Source organism: Lysinibacillus sp. NPDC097162, assembly GCF_044762185.1.
Lineage (GTDB): Bacteria > Bacillota > Bacilli > Bacillales_A > Planococcaceae > Lysinibacillus.
The window spans coordinates 182681-199033 of the sequence record NZ_JBIWDT010000002.1 but is presented as its reverse complement, the minus strand read 5'-3'; the positions used below and the strand labels follow the sequence as shown (position 1 = coordinate 199033).

Sequence of the window (16353 nt, the reverse complement as noted above, 5' to 3'; positions counted from 1 at the left end):
CAGTGGATCTTTACTTTGATAGTAATAAAGTTTTCAAAATTGTTTGAGTGCCTGGCTCTTAAGATAATTGTATTTTTCGGCCATGCCATTTAAAGTTTGTGTTCGCGTATCTTGTTGTCTTAGCGACAGGTATTGATGTGCGCTGAGCAAGACTGCTTGAAGAAAGTCATTTTCGTTGCAAACACCTTTAATGATTTTTCCCATACCATGCTTTGAAGAAAAAACTACTAAATGATTTGGTTTCGTAATAATTTTTTCTAAAGTCCATTGAATATCATTCAATGATATAGCAGTTTCACCAAAACCATCATGTAAATAATCAATAACCATTGTTAAAAACCCTGGCCATATTAAGTCACAATCATCCCAATCAAACAACGACGTAATTTGAACACCATCAATTTCTACAATAATAGCCCCGTGTAAAAAATGACCTTTACTTTGCGTTAGATTTTTTGAGATAATCTGTAGCGCATTTTTACTTTGAATACTAGTAAATTCATGGTGGAGTTGTTCAACCGTATGTGAATAGAAACTTTTTGTTTCGATTGCAATAAATGTATCAATTTTAATCATATAGCTCACCTTCGTACTTTAAATGGTAGCCTCCTTATAAATTGTGTAATTGATTTAACCCAATATTGCCGCCTGAAATAAGAAAGCAAACATGATCATTTTTAGTAATAGGTAAATTCCCTTGAAGAGCTGCCCCGATTCCGATAGCAGAGGATGGTTCGGCCACTACCTTGCCTGCTAGTAGTAATGTTTTCATCCCGCTTTCAATAGAAGCCTCGTCTACCCGAACAATATCATCGACAAGCTTTTGAACAATGGGGAAGTTTCGCTCACCAGGTTGTAAAGTTAAGAGTGCATCTGCCAAAGACTTTTGCTCTTTTAAAAGTAATCTTTCACCGGCAATTAAACTATCAGCATAGCGTGATACAACAGCTGGTTCCGCGCCGATGATTTTAATATGAGGTGCTAAAGATTTTACCGCAGTTGCGACACCACTTATTAGCCCACCACCGCCAATTGGTATAACGATTGCATTAGCTTGAGGGAATTGTTCTAAAATTTCTAATCCTACCGTTCCTTGACCAGCCATAATGTCATAATCATCATAAGGGTGGATGATGGCATAGCCGTGTTCTAAGCTAAGTTTTTCCGTTATATCGTGTCTTTCAGCAAGCTTACATTGTACAACGTTTGCACCTAGTGCTCGAATACCTTCAACTTTAATACTTGGTGCTGAATCTGGTAAAACGATTGTTGCCGGAATATTTAATAGTTTAGCTGCGAAGGCAACACCTTTACCATGATTACCTGACGATGCCGCAACAACGCCCTGTTGTAATTGTTCAAGTGGCATCGAGAGCAGTTTATTCAGAGCACCACGCAATTTGAAGGAGTTTGTTTTTTGCATATTTTCGGCTTTTATCGAAACATTGCAATTTAACAGTTCATCGAGTCCATGTAAGCGAACAACAGGTGTTTCATAAATATAAGGCGCAACTTTCATTTTAGCAGCTTGGATATTCTCAAGTGTTAACATACAGCAATCCTCATTTCTATTATTAGATTGAAAATTCTGAAATTATAATATAAATGTAGTGTTATAGTGAATAACTGTCAACGACTATTAGTGGAGGGGAAAAGAAAAAGAATCTGCGTTACTTTCGCAGATTCTCGTGTATTAGACCAAATATTAGTTTTCTGTGCCGAAGTCAATATTATTGGCGTGTAATACTTTGTTGCCACCTAAAGCTTTTATATCGGTTGTAACTTGTGCAGCAATAATGGCAAGTTCATCAAACTCTACACCGTTATCAGGACTTGAGCTAATACCGATGGAAACCGTTAATGGCGTAGTTTGCATAGTATTGATGTTGAAAGAATGAAGTGCAATTTGATGTCGCAGTTTCTCGGCATGATATAGAGCAATAGCTGGTGGGGCATCCTTTAATATAATATAAAATTCCTCCCCTGCAACCCGTGCAGCAATACCGTTTATAGCTTCTACATAGTCATTAATGATTGTGGCGAGTTGTTTAATAACCCCATCACCAGCTAGATGGCCATACTTGATATTAATTTCTTTCATATCATCGACGTCAAAATGGAGCACTGAAAAATGGTCCGTTTCTAAAACCATACCTTGCGCAAAGGATCGAATTGCCAAATTGTTTGGGAGCTGCGTTAAATAGTCCTTTTCTTTAAGGTGGTAGGTGAGTTGTACTTTTTCACTTGTCGCTTGTAAACGTTTAATAACAGTGAAAATTGTAAAAAATGTAAAAAGTGCATAGGCAACGAACCCTAATATAATCTTTATTTTTAGTATAGCTGGTAAAGTAACAATAAGAACTAACATCACAGTGATTTCAATCGTCAGGCTATAAAAATAGGCTGTTAATGTGTGAAAAGTAATTGGTTTTTTTAATGCAAAAAGCGCAAGAACAATGGAAATTACTAATAAATTAATATTTGATAAGCTTGTTATCGATAGTACTTCTTGTGTAGGGATGATGATTAAGCTTCCTATTGCCATGATTATGCCACTAATAACAATCGACCACGGGCCACCGATAAGTCCGCTAAAAAGAAGAGGGACAATATGGATGTTTATAAGTGTTCCATTCAAATAGTTTAACGAAATGCCACTTAGTATAAGACCTGTTAGACCAAAAGAAATACCTACCAAAATGGGTTTAAATTCTTTAATTAGTGATTGTCCTCGAGCCGGATGGGTAAATGGCCAATACGTTAAAATGATTAATGTAAAGGTAATACAAAAGCTGACAAAAATGTGAAGTAACATCTATAATAGTAGTTCCTTTCTCGAAGATCTATAAATAATAGTAAATCTTTTCACTTTGTCTGCCAATGCTTGAAAACAATACTCACTTCTATCTTGAAATAAAGTAGACATTCATCCTATAATAAAAAGGTTATAGTAAAAAGAATAAAAGGGAGCGTCCATGATGGTGAACGAAGAAAAATCGCAGGTGAACATTAAGCTCATTTCGACGATTCGTCCGATTGATGGGGAGTCCGAAACCCTTGAAATGTGGTTAAATGGGCAGCTAATAAATAAAGCAGATTCCCTATATTTAAAATATGAAGAGATGCAGGATGAAAAAACAATCCGCACGACGATGAAGTTAGACAAAGAACGGGCACTTATTATGCGCGCAGGAGCAGTAAAAATGCGCTTACCACTCAATATTTTTGAACAACAAATAGGCCATTATGAAAGTGAATTTGGTTCGATGCCACTCGTGACTCAAACTAAAAATATGTTATTTACTAGACATGAAATGCGTGGAGATTTTCATGTGCAGTATGATTTATTAATGGGTGGACAAAATGTTGGCAATTATACATTAGACATTACATTTACGGAGGTACAATGATGAACGCAGTAGAACAAGTACAACAAGCCATTAAGACGGCGATTGCACAGGCTGTTGAAAAAGCTGGCTTAGTTGAAGCTGGTACAGAATTAACGATTCACTTAGAAACACCAAAGGATAAAGCAAACGGTGATTATGCAACGAATATTGCAATGCAATTAACGAAACTAGCTAAAAAGCCACCACGTGCGATTGCAGAAGCAATTTTAGAAAACCTTGAAACTGAAGGTACTGATATCGAGAAAATTGATATCGCCGGTCCTGGCTTTATGAATATTACTGTCCGTAAAGATTTCTTAACAGGTGTTGTAACAGCTGTCCTTGAACAAGGTGCAGATTATGGACGTTCAAAGGCAGGAGCTGGTGAGAGAGTACAAGTTGAATTTGTGTCAGCAAATCCGACAGGTGACCTTCACCTAGGTCATGCACGTGGAGCATCTGTAGGGGATTCATTGTGTAATGTTTTAGATATGGCTGGTTATGCAGTATCTCGTGAGTACTACATTAACGATGCTGGTAATCAAATTAATAACTTAGCTTATTCATTAGAAGCGCGTTATAAGCAAGCTTTAGGTCTTGCTGCAGATATGCCAGAAGATGGTTATCACGGTCAGGATATTATCGATATTGCAGGTAAATTAGCGAGTGAGCATGGCGATTCGATTTTATCAAAATCTGATGAAGAGCGTTTTGCATTTTTCCGTCAACATGGTTTAGCATTAGAATTAGATAAATTGAAAACAGACTTAGCGAATTTCCGCGTGAATTTTAATGTATGGTATTCTGAAACATCATTATATGAAAACGGCAAAATCGAAGTAGCATTAGATAAATTAAAAGCAAATGGCCATGTTTTTGAAGAAGATGGTGCTACTTGGTTCCGTTCAACAACATTTGGCGATGATAAAGATCGTGTATTAATAAAAAATGATGGATCTTTCACATATTTAACACCTGATATTGCTTACCATGAAGATAAAATTGTCCGTGGCTTTGATAAACTAATTAACATCTGGGGAGCTGACCACCACGGCTATATCCCACGAATGAAAGCGGCTATTCAAGCACTTGGTTATGACCGTGACACGCTTGAAGTAGAAGTTATTCAAATGGTTCAGTTATATAAAGACGGCGAGAAATTTAAAATGTCGAAACGTACAGGGAATGCTGTAACGATGCGTGAGCTTGTTGAAGAAGTAGGATTAGACGCAGTACGTTACTTCTTCGTGAAAACAGCTGGTGATTCACATATGGACTTTGACCTTGATCTTGCGGTATCGCAATCAAACGAAAACCCGGTATATTATGCTCAATATGCGCATGCGCGTATTTCTTCAATTTTACGTTCAGCAACTGAACAAGGCTTTGCTACATCAACAGCGAATTTAAGCCTGTTAACTGCTGAAAAAGAAATTGATTTATTGAAAAAAATCGGTGATTTCCCGAAAGTAGTGGCGGATGCAGCAAAACACCGTACGCCACACCGTATCGCCAACTATATTCAAGATACGGCAGCTGCGTTCCATAGCTTCTATAACGCTGAAAAAGTGTTAGATGCTTCGAATAAAGAGCTAACAGAAGCACGTTTAGCACTTATTACGGCTGTACGTACTACTATTGCTAACGCATTACGTCTAATCGGCGTATCTGCACCTGAAAAAATGTAATATGATTATTAGACCCCGACACAATTACGTGTCGGGGTTTTTTATTCGGTGGAAATTGTTTGAGTGCCTGGCACTTACTCGTGGTTTTTTTGCGTCTACGTTACGTGCGTTCTAAGTAGGAGTTTCTAAGCAAAATTCAGAATTGTTCGAGTGCCTGACACTGAACTTACTCCTTTGTGTATTAATTTTTCTGTTTATTTCTAATTTTCTGTTGAAGTTTACGTTAACGTTAATGATATACTGATGAAAATTGTGAAGGGGGAGCTTGCTTGAAAACGATTCAGGAGGTAGCGAAGCAATTTAATGTGTCTACACGTACAATTCGTTATTACGAGGAGCTTGGGCTTCTATGTCCTCATCGTTCGGCTACGAATCAGCGCACCTTCTCAAAAAAAGAAATGGCGAAGCTCAAGCTTATTTTTAGGGGGAAGCGTTATGGTTTCTCATTAGAAGAAATCAAGGAAATGGTGTTGCTTTTTGATTTTGATCGCTCAGGAATTCAACAATTGGAACGTACTGTGGCATATGGAGATCAAAAAATTCAAGAAATTGATAGTAAAATAGCCGAGCTTACACAAATGAAAAATGAATTACTGCAATTACATGGCATGTTTAGTGAGAAATTATTAACTTTAAAGGGAGAGATGCACGATGAATAGTTCAAATTTATTAGCACGAAATGCCCGAAAGTATGCTGGAAAAGAAGCTGTTGTTTGTCATGGAAGAAGAGTGACTTATCGTGATTTAGATGAGCAAGTGACTCGACTCGGTCATGCTTTGATAGAACTGGATATTCGTCCAGATGATAAAGTAATTATTTTTATGCCAAATGTTGTAGAGTTTGTTGTTAGCTATTTTGCGATTCAACGTATTGGTGCAATTGTCGTTCCCGTAAATGCAAAATTTACATTGCAGGAGGTTGAATATGTTGCACAGCATGCAGAAGCTAAAGCCATTTTAGTGCATGAGGCTATTTTTGCTGCGGTCGAGCATATCAATGTCGTGCCGTTGAAAATTAAAACAGGACATGTGGAGGCAGGGTGGCTTCATTATGAAACGCTAATACAACATGCCAGTACACAACCAATAGATTGTCAGCTAAATGAAGACGATGCATCAACGATTTTATATACATCAGGCACAACAGGAAAACCGAAGGGCGTCCTATTTAGCTATCGTAATATTTTAACTGTAGCCCAGATGATTGCAGTAGAAATGGAAGTTAAGCCTACAAGTCGCATTCTCCTTATGATGCCATTAACGCATTCAGCACCATTACATTTATTTTTAATGGCTGGCGTACTTGTTGGCTCAACAAATGTACTAACGCCAACATTTACACCAGATTTATTGATAGATTCGATTGAACACGAAAAAACGACGCATTTTTTCGGGGCTCCTGTTGCCTATTTATTAACTGCCCAAACAAAGAGATTGCAAACAGCGGATTTATCTTCGATGAAATGGTGGGTTTACGGAGGTGCACCGTTATCACAAAATGAAATTCGCCATATACAAAAAGCTTTCCAAACAGAAAATCTAACATGTGTTTATGGATTAACAGAGGCTGGGCCAAGTGGTTCCTTAATGTTCGGACAAGAGCATGAAGAAAAGGCAGGGAGTATAGGTCAGCGTGCACCTCTAGGGACGGAGCTTCGTATTATTAACGACAGCGGGGAAGATGTCGGAGTGAATGAAGTGGGCGAAGTTGTGTTATTTGGTGAAGGCAATATGTTGGGGTATTACAGGGATGAAGTAGCAACAAAGGCAGCGTTTATAGATGGCTGGCTGAAAACAGGAGATTTAGCTCGAAAAGATGAAGACGGCTATATTTGGATTGTCGATCGCAAAAAGGATGTTATTATTTCGGGCGGTGTCAATATTTATCCAAAAGAGATTGAAGATTTACTTTTAAGCTATGAAGGAATTTTTGAGGTGGCTGTTATCGGTGTCCCTCACCCGCAGTGGGGAGAAACCGTAAAGGCAGTGTATGCTGCAAAGGCAGAGATTGATGATAGTGAACTAAAGATATATTTAGAGGAGCATCTAGCAAAATATAAAATTCCACGCTTATTCGAACAAGTGGAAGCGCTACCAAGAAATGCATCAGGAAAAATATTAAAACAATCTTTGAAGGAACAAGAGGTGAGATAAATATGAAAGTATTACAGCAAGATGCAAATCGGACGACTAACTTTTTCACAGAGGATGAAACACTACACAAACTACTAGAAATGATGCTAGATAAAGAACTTCTAGTCTATGCTAAGCGAGAGTTAAAGGATTTCGGTGAGCTTTGTGCAAATGACATCGACGTGAGGGCGAAGCATACAGACAGAGAGGGAGAGCCCAAACTGCAGCGATACAATGCTTATGGTGAGGATATTTCGGAAATTTGGGTCAATGAAGGCTACAAAAAAACGATTGAAGAAACATATAACACAGGAATCGTTGGCTATGTGCATAAGGAAATTCCGCAGTTAGGTAGAAAGGGAAATTATGTGTATAGCTTTGCACAAGGCTATTTACTTTCACATGCAGAGCCTGGCTTCTATTGTCCAGTTACCTTAACGATGGCAACAGCTTATTTGCTTGATCATTATGCGAGTGATGAGTTGAAGGACAGGTTTTTACCACATGTTTGTGCAACAGGCGATACAGAGCTATATGAAGGAGCAACATTTTTAACGGAGCGGCAAGGAGGCTCAGATGTCGGCGCAAATGTTGTAGAGGCTGTCGAGGAAGGAAGTCATTATCGTTTGTATGGAGAGAAGTACTTTGCATCAAATGTTGGAATGTGTGGTGTGGCGATGGTATTAGCACGTATAGAAGGCGCCTCAGCAGGTTCGAAAGGTTTAACATTATTTGCTGTACCTTGGCGTCAAGATGACGGCAAGGTTAACCACCTTCGCATTCGGCGTTTAAAGGATAAACTCGGTGTCAGAGCAGTACCATCAGGAGAGGTGGAATTCGATGGTGCAGTAGCGTATATCGTTGGAGAGCCGAATAAAGGAATTTATTATATGTTAGAGGCACTTAATTTATCTCGAATTTGTAACGCTGTTGCTTCCATTGGTATTATGCGTCGAGGTTATTTAGAGGCGAAGCATTATGTAACAAACCGAAATGCGTTCGGTCAACCTTTAATTCAATACCCAATGATTCAGGATACATTAGGAAAATATGCTGCTAAGCTACATGTAGAGGTCGCTACTGTTTTTGATCTTATTCAATTATATGACAAGGTAACGAGTGGTCAGGGGGACGAGGAGGACATCATTCTTAATCGTTTAAATATTGCCATTATGAAAAAAGAAACGGCTGAACAGGCGGTACATTACGCAAGCGAAGCCATTGAATTGCATGGAGGAAACGGTTATATCGAAGATTTTGTAACACCACGTTTACTTAGAGATGCTCAAGTACTTACGGTGTGGGAAGGAACGGCTAACATTTTAGCACTTGAGCTAATTCGCTTAGTAGATAAATTTAATGCCCATGAATTATTTGTACATGTGATGCGCGAGCGTTTGACGAAGTTAACTGATTGTTCCTTAGTACAAATTGTAGGCAAGCAATTGAAGAAAATCGAAGCTACTTTGCAAGTCTTTAGTCGTTTGGATGAGGCTACGAAGTCGTATGAGGCAAAGGGGGTAGCAGAAAAAATGGCTCATCTATACGAAAGTGTAGTGGCAGTCGAATGGGCAGTCCAATTTGGTGGCAAGTATGAAAAGCTAGCAGATATTTATTTAGAAGATACATGGGCATTGCGCGAAATAGGTGCACCAATGAAAACTGTTCAATATTTTTCGGAAATTATGTAGTGGGTGCCAGGCACGCAAACAATTTTGAAAATTTTATTATTAGTAAAAATCCACGTAGACTCCTGCGGGAAAGCACGCAATGTAAGCCGCAACAAACCAGGCGGGTAGCGACTTTTGCGGCTTACGTGTGCGCCCGCGGAAAGCGAAGTGGATTTTTTCGATTTAGATCTCGACATTATATTAGGTTCTATGTAGTGACAGGCACTCAAACAATTATACTAGTTGATTGAAGTGGAAAGTGTCCGCACGCAGCGGAATTCAACGATCATAAACAAGAGACACTAACTTAGGGTCTCTTTTTTTATCGTTATCTATTTCTATTTTCATGTATAATAAAATCAACTAAATATTATAAAGGTTCTTTACTAAAGTAAAGTGAAAAGGGAAATCGGTGTAATTCCGATGCGGTCCCGCCACTGTAAGTGTGAGTTTTTTCAATCTATGCCACTGAATTTTTTTGGGAAGGCATGAAAAAGCATTTGGAGCACGAGCCAGGAGACCTGCCTTTATAGAACGATACATTGCAGCCTACGAGGATAGGATGGTGGTTTATTTGTGCAAGCACCGCCTCTCGTTATGATGACGAGAGGTTTTTTTGTTTTGGAAAGCTACTGACGATAAATAATTGAACATAAAGGCAATAAGTTCGGGTAGAAATGCCAACATTATATCGATCAATCAAGTGAACAGAGCTGAAAAATGCACATACAATCTAAGGAGGTCTCACAATGAAAAAGTATTGGAAAATAGGGTTATCAGCATTTTTAGCAATGGGCATTCTAGCAGCATGTGGAGAAGAGCCGAAAAATGACAAATCAACAACAGAACAGCAGGAGCAACAGGATACAAAGCAGCTAGACGAAGCAACGTTCCCGCTAACAATAACAGATGCTACTGGCAAAGATATTGTACTAGAAGCACCGCCAGAGAAAATTATTTCTCTTATTCCAAGTAACACAGAAATTTTATTTGAACTTGGCTTAAATGATAAAATCGTTGGCGTAAATGATTATGATGATTATCCGCCAGAGGTAGCTGACAAGGAAAAGGTCGGCAGTATGGAATTTAATATAGAACAAATTATTGCTTTACAGCCTGATATTGTTTTTGCACATGAATCAGGTATAGCTTCTTTAGGGGGAGCAATGGATCAACTAGAAGCAGCGGGTGTTAAAGTATTTGTTGTGACAAACGCTAGTGATTTTAATGAGACATATACGACGATTGAGCAATTAGGTCGCGCCACCGGTAAGCTACCAGAGGCAGAAAAAATAATTGCCAATATGAAAGCGAAGGTTGAGGAAGTCCAAGCAAAATTACAGGGCGTGAAGCCGAAAAAAGTCTTTGTAGAAACGTCAGATGAACCAGAAATCTACACACCTGGCAAGGACACATTTATGCAGGAGATGCTAGAGATGATTCATGCCGAAAATATCGCGGCTGATACGGATGGCTGGTTCAAAATTGATGCAGAACAAATTATTACAAAAAATCCAGATGTCATCGTGGTTACTTATAATTATGTGCCCGATATTTTAACGAAAATTCCACAACGTGCAGGCTTTGATACAATTACGGCTGTTAAAAATAAGGCTATTGTGCAAGTAGATGAAAATACGACAAGTCGTCAAGGCCCGCGGTTAGCAGATGGGCTTGAAGAGTTAGCGAAAGCCATCTATCCTGAGGCTTTCGAGTGAGCAAAACAGTTTTTGCCTATGTAACAGCCATTACGTTACTTATCGTTAGCATCTGGTGTGGCGTATCAATAGGCTCGGTTCATATTCCGTTAGAAGTATTTTGGAATAAAGCGGCAGATGAAACTGCTGCCAATATTTTATGGAAAATTCGTTTGCCACGTGTCTTGCTCGCAGGTCTTGTAGGAGCATCGTTGGCGATTGCAGGGGCAGCCTTTCAAGGATTGTTAAAAAACCCGTTAGCAGATCCGTATACGCTTGGTGTATCGTCAGGAGCGTCAGTCGGTGCTGTCATGACATTGTTTTTCGGCATTTCTATACCAGTTGTCGGTTTATATGCATTGCCAACGCTCAGTATGGTAGGGGCCGTACTAACGATGGTAGCTGTGATGAGCTTTGCCAGAATAGTAGACCGTTCATTGAAAATGGAGACGCTTATTTTAACGGGGGTTATTTTTAGCTCATTTTTAGGTTCACTTATCTCATTAATGATTGCGTTATCAGGTGAGGAGCTCCGCCAAGTGATTGGCTGGTTACTAGGCTCAGTCTCGATGCGAGGATGGCCGTATGTGCAAATGATTACCCCATTTGTTGTCATTGGCTCTGTTATTTTGTGGACGCAAAGACGCGAGCTAAATGTTCTGCTATATGGAGAGGAACGCGCGAAGCATTTAGGTGTCAATGTAAAGCGCAGTAAATATTTAATTTTAGTAGGCGGCTCCATGCTTACTGGGGCGGCAGTCGCTGTTTCAGGAACAATCGGCTTTGTCGGCTTAGTTGTACCGCATATGACGCGTATGATATGGGGTTCAGATCACCGTCATTTATTGCCGTTATCCTTTTTGAATGGTGCAACATTACTGATCATTTGCGATTTAGTGGCGCGTACGATAATTATTCCACGTGAGCTACCGATAGGTGTTATAACTGCATTTATTGGTGCACCTGTCTTTTCTTATATTTTCTATAAGCAGCGTAGAAGCAAGGGGGTACGTGTATGATTATCGTTGAACATCTATCAGGTGGCTATGAGGACGTACCAATCGTTAAGGATGTAAGTTTTACGGTAGAAAAGGGGAAAGTACTTGGCATTTTAGGGCCAAATGGAAGTGGCAAATCAACATTATTGAAAGTAATTAGTGGCGTATTACCAGCAACGGCAGGGACTGTTTTATTGGATGGCAAAAATATTAAAACATATAGTCCGCGCACGTTGGCAAAAAAGATGGCCGTACTACCACAATTACATGCCAATGCATTTTCAAATACAGTACGTGAGGCAGTATCGCTCGGTCGTTATCCACATCAAACTGGCTTTTTTTCTCATTGGTCAGAGAGGGATGAGCAAGCAGTTCAATATGCCATGGAGCAAACGGGCGTCACGCGCTATGAGCATACATCCATGGAGTTTCTATCAGGCGGTGAGCAACAACGTGTTTTTGTAGCACAAGCTTTAGCGCAAACAGCGGAAGTATTATTGCTAGATGAGCCGACAAATCACCTAGACATTGCGCATCAACGTCAAATTTTAGATATGGTGCGTAAGGAAGCAATTGAATGTGGTTTAACTGTTATTATGGTACTGCATGACATGAATTTAGCCTCCCTCTATTGCGATGAATTGTTATTAATGGAAAGCGGCTGTGTACGCGCTTTAGGTGCACCACATAAAGTATTAATAGCGTCTCAAATTGAGGACGTATATCAGGCAAGAGTGACAACCTATGCCCATCCAGAAATACCTAAACCGCAAATTACAATCATGCCATCATCAAGTGAATATCAGCAACGAGCTGTCATTGTAAAAGAAGATTTTAAAGTAACAACAGATTATATCCAACTGAAATCAAATGTCCCGCTAAAAACAGTTTCTTCAGCTGTTCATAATCCTGGCATAGGGTGGTATGACTGCCTATTGAATCGCTCTGTACCAGGAGACTATGTTGTTAATGATGTGAAACAAGAGGTCGCAGATTTTTTACAAAGAGAGCATTTTTCGCCGACTAGCACGGTTGTCATGTTAACTGCTGTTTCTACACAACTCTATGCACTAAATGAATATAGCACTTCTTTCGGTAGTGTGTTTGTCGTTGTCACTGCGGGTGTTGGAAATGCTGTAGATGTCTCTCGCACACACGAAAGACAGGATACGCCATATATTGGTACTATTAATACATGGGTCATCATCAATGGTTGTTTGTCGGAAGAGGCATTTTTTCAAGCATTGATGACTGCAAATGAAGCAAAAACAAAGGCATTGCAAATGGAAAACATTCGCGATTACCGTAGTGATACAATTGCAACGGGCACTGCGACAGATAGCTTGCTTATTGCGGCAACGCAAAAGGGTGAGGAAATGCGCTACGGTGGGCCGATAACAGATGTCGGTAAGATTATTGGTAAAGGCGTTTATGAGACGACGATACAAGCGATACAAAATTATAAAAATAAAGCATAGGAGTGAAAAAAGGGATGAAACTTTACACGAAAACAGGCGATACAGGGAAAACAAGCTTAATTGGTGGGCGTGTCGACAAAGACAGTCTACGTGTTGAAACATACGGGGCAATTGATGAATTAAATTCTTTTATCGGCAAGGCAGTGAGCGAACTAGATCGCGAATTATTCAAAGATATTTTAGTTGATTTAGAAACAATTCAACATGAACTTTTTGATGCTGGTGGAGATTTAGCCAATGTTATGAAGGAGCGTCATTACAAGCTAGCGGAAGCACCGATTGAAGTATTGGAGGCGCGTATTGATGCATTGTCTGATGAAGCGCCCCCATTAGAGCGATTCATATTACCAGGAGGGGCTCCTGCAGCTGCAACATTACACATAGCACGAACTGTTGCCCGTCGAGCAGAGCGTCAAATGGTAACGCTAATGAAAGAAGTTCAAGATGTACCTACTATTGTGCAAAAGTATTTAAACCGTTTATCAGATTATTTATTTGCCGCTGCACGTGTTGTTAATGCTCGTTTAAATTTACCTGATATTGAATATATTCGCAGTGGGAAAGTGTTTAAAAAATAAGTTAATTTTCTAAACAATAGTGACTCGAGCCTCCCTGTGGCAAGCATTTGCACGGTGCGTAACGATGTGAATAATCATTTTTAAAAATAAATATTTTAAATGAAACATATTACAGAGAACACTAGTAATTGGAAGAAAAAGTGCTAGTTACGTTAAATTAATATACAAAAAAGCTACTTTGAAGGAAAATTCAGGGTAGCTTTTTTTCTTATAAAATGTAAGAATATAAAATTATCAGAAATATTTTTGTTTTAATGTTGACTGAATGCTCACTCATTTATTAAAATGTGAATATAGTGGTGGAATATCATACATTTACGTATGAGCTAGAAAATTTAACACAAAGAGAGAAAATTCACGACAAACTAAAAGGGGGGACCAACCATGAGTCCATTAGTTATTGCAAACATTGTTCTAACAATCGTGGTTGTGCTTTATGCAGTAGGGTTATTTATCTATCTGTTAAAAACACGCTATAAATTCGTACAACTGGGGAAAAAGGTTGAGTTTGATGAAAGTGTCCAAGAACGTATTCGTTATTTAATGGTGAATGTGTTTGGTCAAAATAAGCTATTAAAGGATCCTAAAAGTGGTTTAATTCACGTTATGTTCTTTTACGGCTTCTTAATGGTTCAGTTAGGAGCCATCGATTTAATTTGGAAGGGGTTAGCTCCTGGGTCGCATTTACCACTTGGCATGTTCTATAGTGTATTCACTTTCTTCCAAGAGCTAGTAGTATTAATGATTTTAGTAGCGGTAGTATGGGCATTTTATCGCCGCTATGTAGAAAAACTAGTACGTCTAAAACGAGGCTGGAAAAATGGTCTTGTCTTAATTTTTATTGGAGGCTTAATGCTTTCAACATTATTAGCAAACGGTATGGGCCTTATCTGGCACGGAGAAGGTTTAACGTATACTGAGCCTATTGCTTCAAGCATTGCAGCTATTTTTGGCTTTTTACCAGCAACGGCAGCAGCCGCTATTTTCTATATTTCATGGTGGGCTCATTTATTAATTTTACTAACGTTCTTAATTTATGTGCCGCAATCGAAGCATTTCCACTTGATTGTCAGCCCACTTAATGTGTACATGAATCGTTTAGATCGCACAGGTACATTGACACCGATTGACTTCGAGGCACTTGAAGAAGCAGGTGAAAATGCTGAAAATGAAGAAGATATCCCATCTATTGGTGTAGGGCGTATTCAAGATTTTACACAAAAGCAAATGCTTGATTTATATTCTTGTGTAGAATGTGGGCGTTGTACAAATATGTGTCCTGCAACAGGAACAGGGAAAATGCTATCACCAATGGATTTAATCGTTAAGCTTCGTGATCATTTAACGTTCACAGGTGCGGTTGTAACAAAGCAAAAACCGTGGGTGCCATATCAATTTTTTGCAAATACAAAGGGTAATCAACTTGCGATGGCAGCTGGTGCTGAAGGTGCAGTTATTGAGGATATTTATAGTCCTTCGTTAATCGGTGACGTTATTACAGAGGAAGAGATTTGGGCATGTACAACTTGCCGTAACTGTGAGGATCAATGTCCAGTTATGAATGAGCATGTCGATAAAATCATTGACCTACGTCGTTACTTAACGATGACAGAAGGAAAAGTAAACTCGGATGCTCAACGCGCAATGACAAATATAGAACGTCAAGGAAATCCTTGGGGTCTAAACCGAAAAGAAAAAGAAAACTGGCGTGACTTAGATCCAACGATCAATATTCCAACAGTGAAAGAATTGAAAAAATCAGGCGAAGAAATGGAGTACTTATTCTGGGTAGGCTCTATGGGTGCATTTGATAATCGATCACAAAAAATTGCACTAGCGTTCTGTCGTCTATTAAACGAGGCGGGCGTGAAGTTTGCTATTTTAGGAAATAAAGAGAAAAACTCTGGAGATACACCACGTCGTTTAGGAAATGAGTTTTTATTCCAAGAGCTAGCGACAGCAAATATCGATGAATTTGAGAAAAATGATGTGAAAAAAATTGTAACGATTGATCCGCATGCATACAATATCTTTAAAAATGAATATCAAGATTTTGGTTGGAAAGGCGAGGTTTATCATCATACTGAACTACTAAATGAATTGATAGAGGAAAATCGTTTAGTACTGAATCATGAAGTGGATGAAACAATTGTATTCCACGACTCTTGTTATTTAGGTCGTTACAATGATGTGTATGATGCACCACGTGAAATTTTACGAGGCATTCCAGGTGTCAAGCTTGTGGAAATGGAACGTAATCGCGAAACGGCAATGTGCTGTGGCGCAGGTGGTGGCTTAATGTGGATGGAAGAGCATGTCGGTAATCGCATCAATGTTGCGCGAACAGAGCAAGCTTTAGCAACAAACGCTTCCGTAATTTCTTCTGGATGCCCATACTGTTTAACGATGTTAGAGGATGGTACGAAGGCAAAAGAGGTTGAAGATACGATTAGTACGTTCGATGTAGCAGAATTATTAGAGCGCTCTGTGTTTGGTGAAAAAGTTAAAGCAGTGACAGAGAGTGATGAAGAAGTAACAGAAGAGATGCTAGAAGAGGTAGTAGCTTCAGTGGAGTCTCTGGAGCAAAACAAGAATGAAGAGTTAAACGCAGAAAAATAATAATTATTGTAGAAATATTTTCTTTATCTGAAAAATATAAATTGCACAATAATTAATTGTTTTGTAGAATAAGATTAATTAGAAATGGGAGTTGCTTAATAAC

The 16353-nt window shown here is 39.0% G+C and carries 13 protein-coding genes and 1 riboswitch; of the genes, 10 read left to right on the top strand and 3 right to left on the bottom strand.

Features of this window, described 5'->3' with window-relative positions:
* Nucleotides 1–33: 33 nt before the first annotated feature.
* The 3 genes from ACIQXW_RS13130 to ACIQXW_RS13120 all read right to left on the bottom strand — a co-directional run bounded on the left by ACIQXW_RS13130 (nucleotide 34) and on the right by ACIQXW_RS13120 (nucleotide 2815).
* A complete protein-coding gene (locus tag ACIQXW_RS13130) occupies nucleotides 34–576 on the bottom strand; it encodes a hypothetical protein (protein ID WP_402762818.1) in 543 nt (180 codons plus the stop codon).
* Between the two features lie 34 nt (nucleotides 577–610).
* Entirely contained in the window at nucleotides 611–1552 is a 942-nt protein-coding gene (locus tag ACIQXW_RS13125; protein ID WP_402762815.1) for a threonine ammonia-lyase, read from the bottom strand.
* A 153-nt stretch (nucleotides 1553–1705) separates the two neighbouring features.
* Nucleotides 1706–2815: a GGDEF domain-containing protein gene (locus ACIQXW_RS13120; protein WP_402762812.1), complete on the bottom strand. Its 1110-nt coding sequence runs from the start codon at nucleotides 2813–2815 to the stop codon at nucleotides 1706–1708.
* 160 nt (nucleotides 2816–2975) lie between these two features.
* Here ACIQXW_RS13120 and ACIQXW_RS13115 point away from each other — a divergent pair, with 160 nt between their 5' ends.
* From ACIQXW_RS13115 to ACIQXW_RS13070, 10 genes are all read left to right on the top strand, one after another.
* Nucleotides 2976–3410 (top strand): YwiB family protein, encoded by a 435-nt coding sequence (locus ACIQXW_RS13115; protein ID WP_402762809.1) that lies wholly within the window; start codon nucleotides 2976–2978, stop codon nucleotides 3408–3410.
* On the top strand, nucleotides 3410–5077 hold the full coding sequence (argS, locus tag ACIQXW_RS13110) for an arginine--tRNA ligase (protein WP_402763206.1): 1668 nt from the start codon (nucleotides 3410–3412) through the stop codon (nucleotides 5075–5077). The genes ACIQXW_RS13115 and argS overlap by 1 nt, the downstream gene beginning before the upstream one ends.
* Before the next feature lie 269 nt (nucleotides 5078–5346).
* Entirely contained in the window at nucleotides 5347–5736 is a 390-nt protein-coding gene (locus ACIQXW_RS13105) for a MerR family transcriptional regulator (protein ID WP_340821019.1), read from the top strand.
* Nucleotides 5729–7231: a class I adenylate-forming enzyme family protein gene (locus ACIQXW_RS13100; protein ID WP_402762806.1), complete on the top strand. Its 1503-nt coding sequence runs from the start codon at nucleotides 5729–5731 to the stop codon at nucleotides 7229–7231. The genes ACIQXW_RS13105 and ACIQXW_RS13100 overlap by 8 nt, the downstream gene beginning before the upstream one ends.
* 2 nt (nucleotides 7232–7233) lie before the next feature.
* Complete coding sequence (locus tag ACIQXW_RS13095; protein ID WP_402762803.1) at nucleotides 7234–8901, top strand: acyl-CoA dehydrogenase family protein; 1668 nt, start codon at nucleotides 7234–7236, stop codon at nucleotides 8899–8901.
* A gap of 338 nt (nucleotides 8902–9239) precedes the next feature.
* Nucleotides 9240–9423: riboswitch (cobalamin riboswitch) on the top strand.
* 206 nt (nucleotides 9424–9629) lie between these two features.
* Nucleotides 9630–10598 carry an ABC transporter substrate-binding protein gene (locus ACIQXW_RS13090; protein WP_402762801.1) on the top strand — a complete coding sequence of 323 codons (969 nt, stop codon included), beginning with the start codon at nucleotides 9630–9632 and terminating at the stop codon, nucleotides 10596–10598.
* A complete protein-coding gene (locus tag ACIQXW_RS13085) occupies nucleotides 10595–11596 on the top strand; it encodes a FecCD family ABC transporter permease (RefSeq protein WP_402762798.1) in 1002 nt (333 codons plus the stop codon). Before ACIQXW_RS13090 ends, ACIQXW_RS13085 begins: the two co-directional genes overlap by 4 nt.
* A complete protein-coding gene (locus ACIQXW_RS13080) occupies nucleotides 11593–13053 on the top strand; it encodes an adenosylcobinamide amidohydrolase (protein ID WP_402762795.1) in 1461 nt (486 codons plus the stop codon). Before ACIQXW_RS13085 ends, ACIQXW_RS13080 begins: the two co-directional genes overlap by 4 nt.
* Nucleotides 13054–13067: 14 nt before the next feature.
* On the top strand, nucleotides 13068–13631 hold the full coding sequence (locus ACIQXW_RS13075; RefSeq protein WP_139860146.1) for a cob(I)yrinic acid a,c-diamide adenosyltransferase: 564 nt from the start codon (nucleotides 13068–13070) through the stop codon (nucleotides 13629–13631).
* 384 nt (nucleotides 13632–14015) lie between these two features.
* Entirely contained in the window at nucleotides 14016–16250 is a 2235-nt protein-coding gene (locus ACIQXW_RS13070; RefSeq protein WP_340821013.1) for a (Fe-S)-binding protein, read from the top strand.
* The last annotated feature ends 103 nt before the right edge of the window (nucleotides 16251–16353 follow it).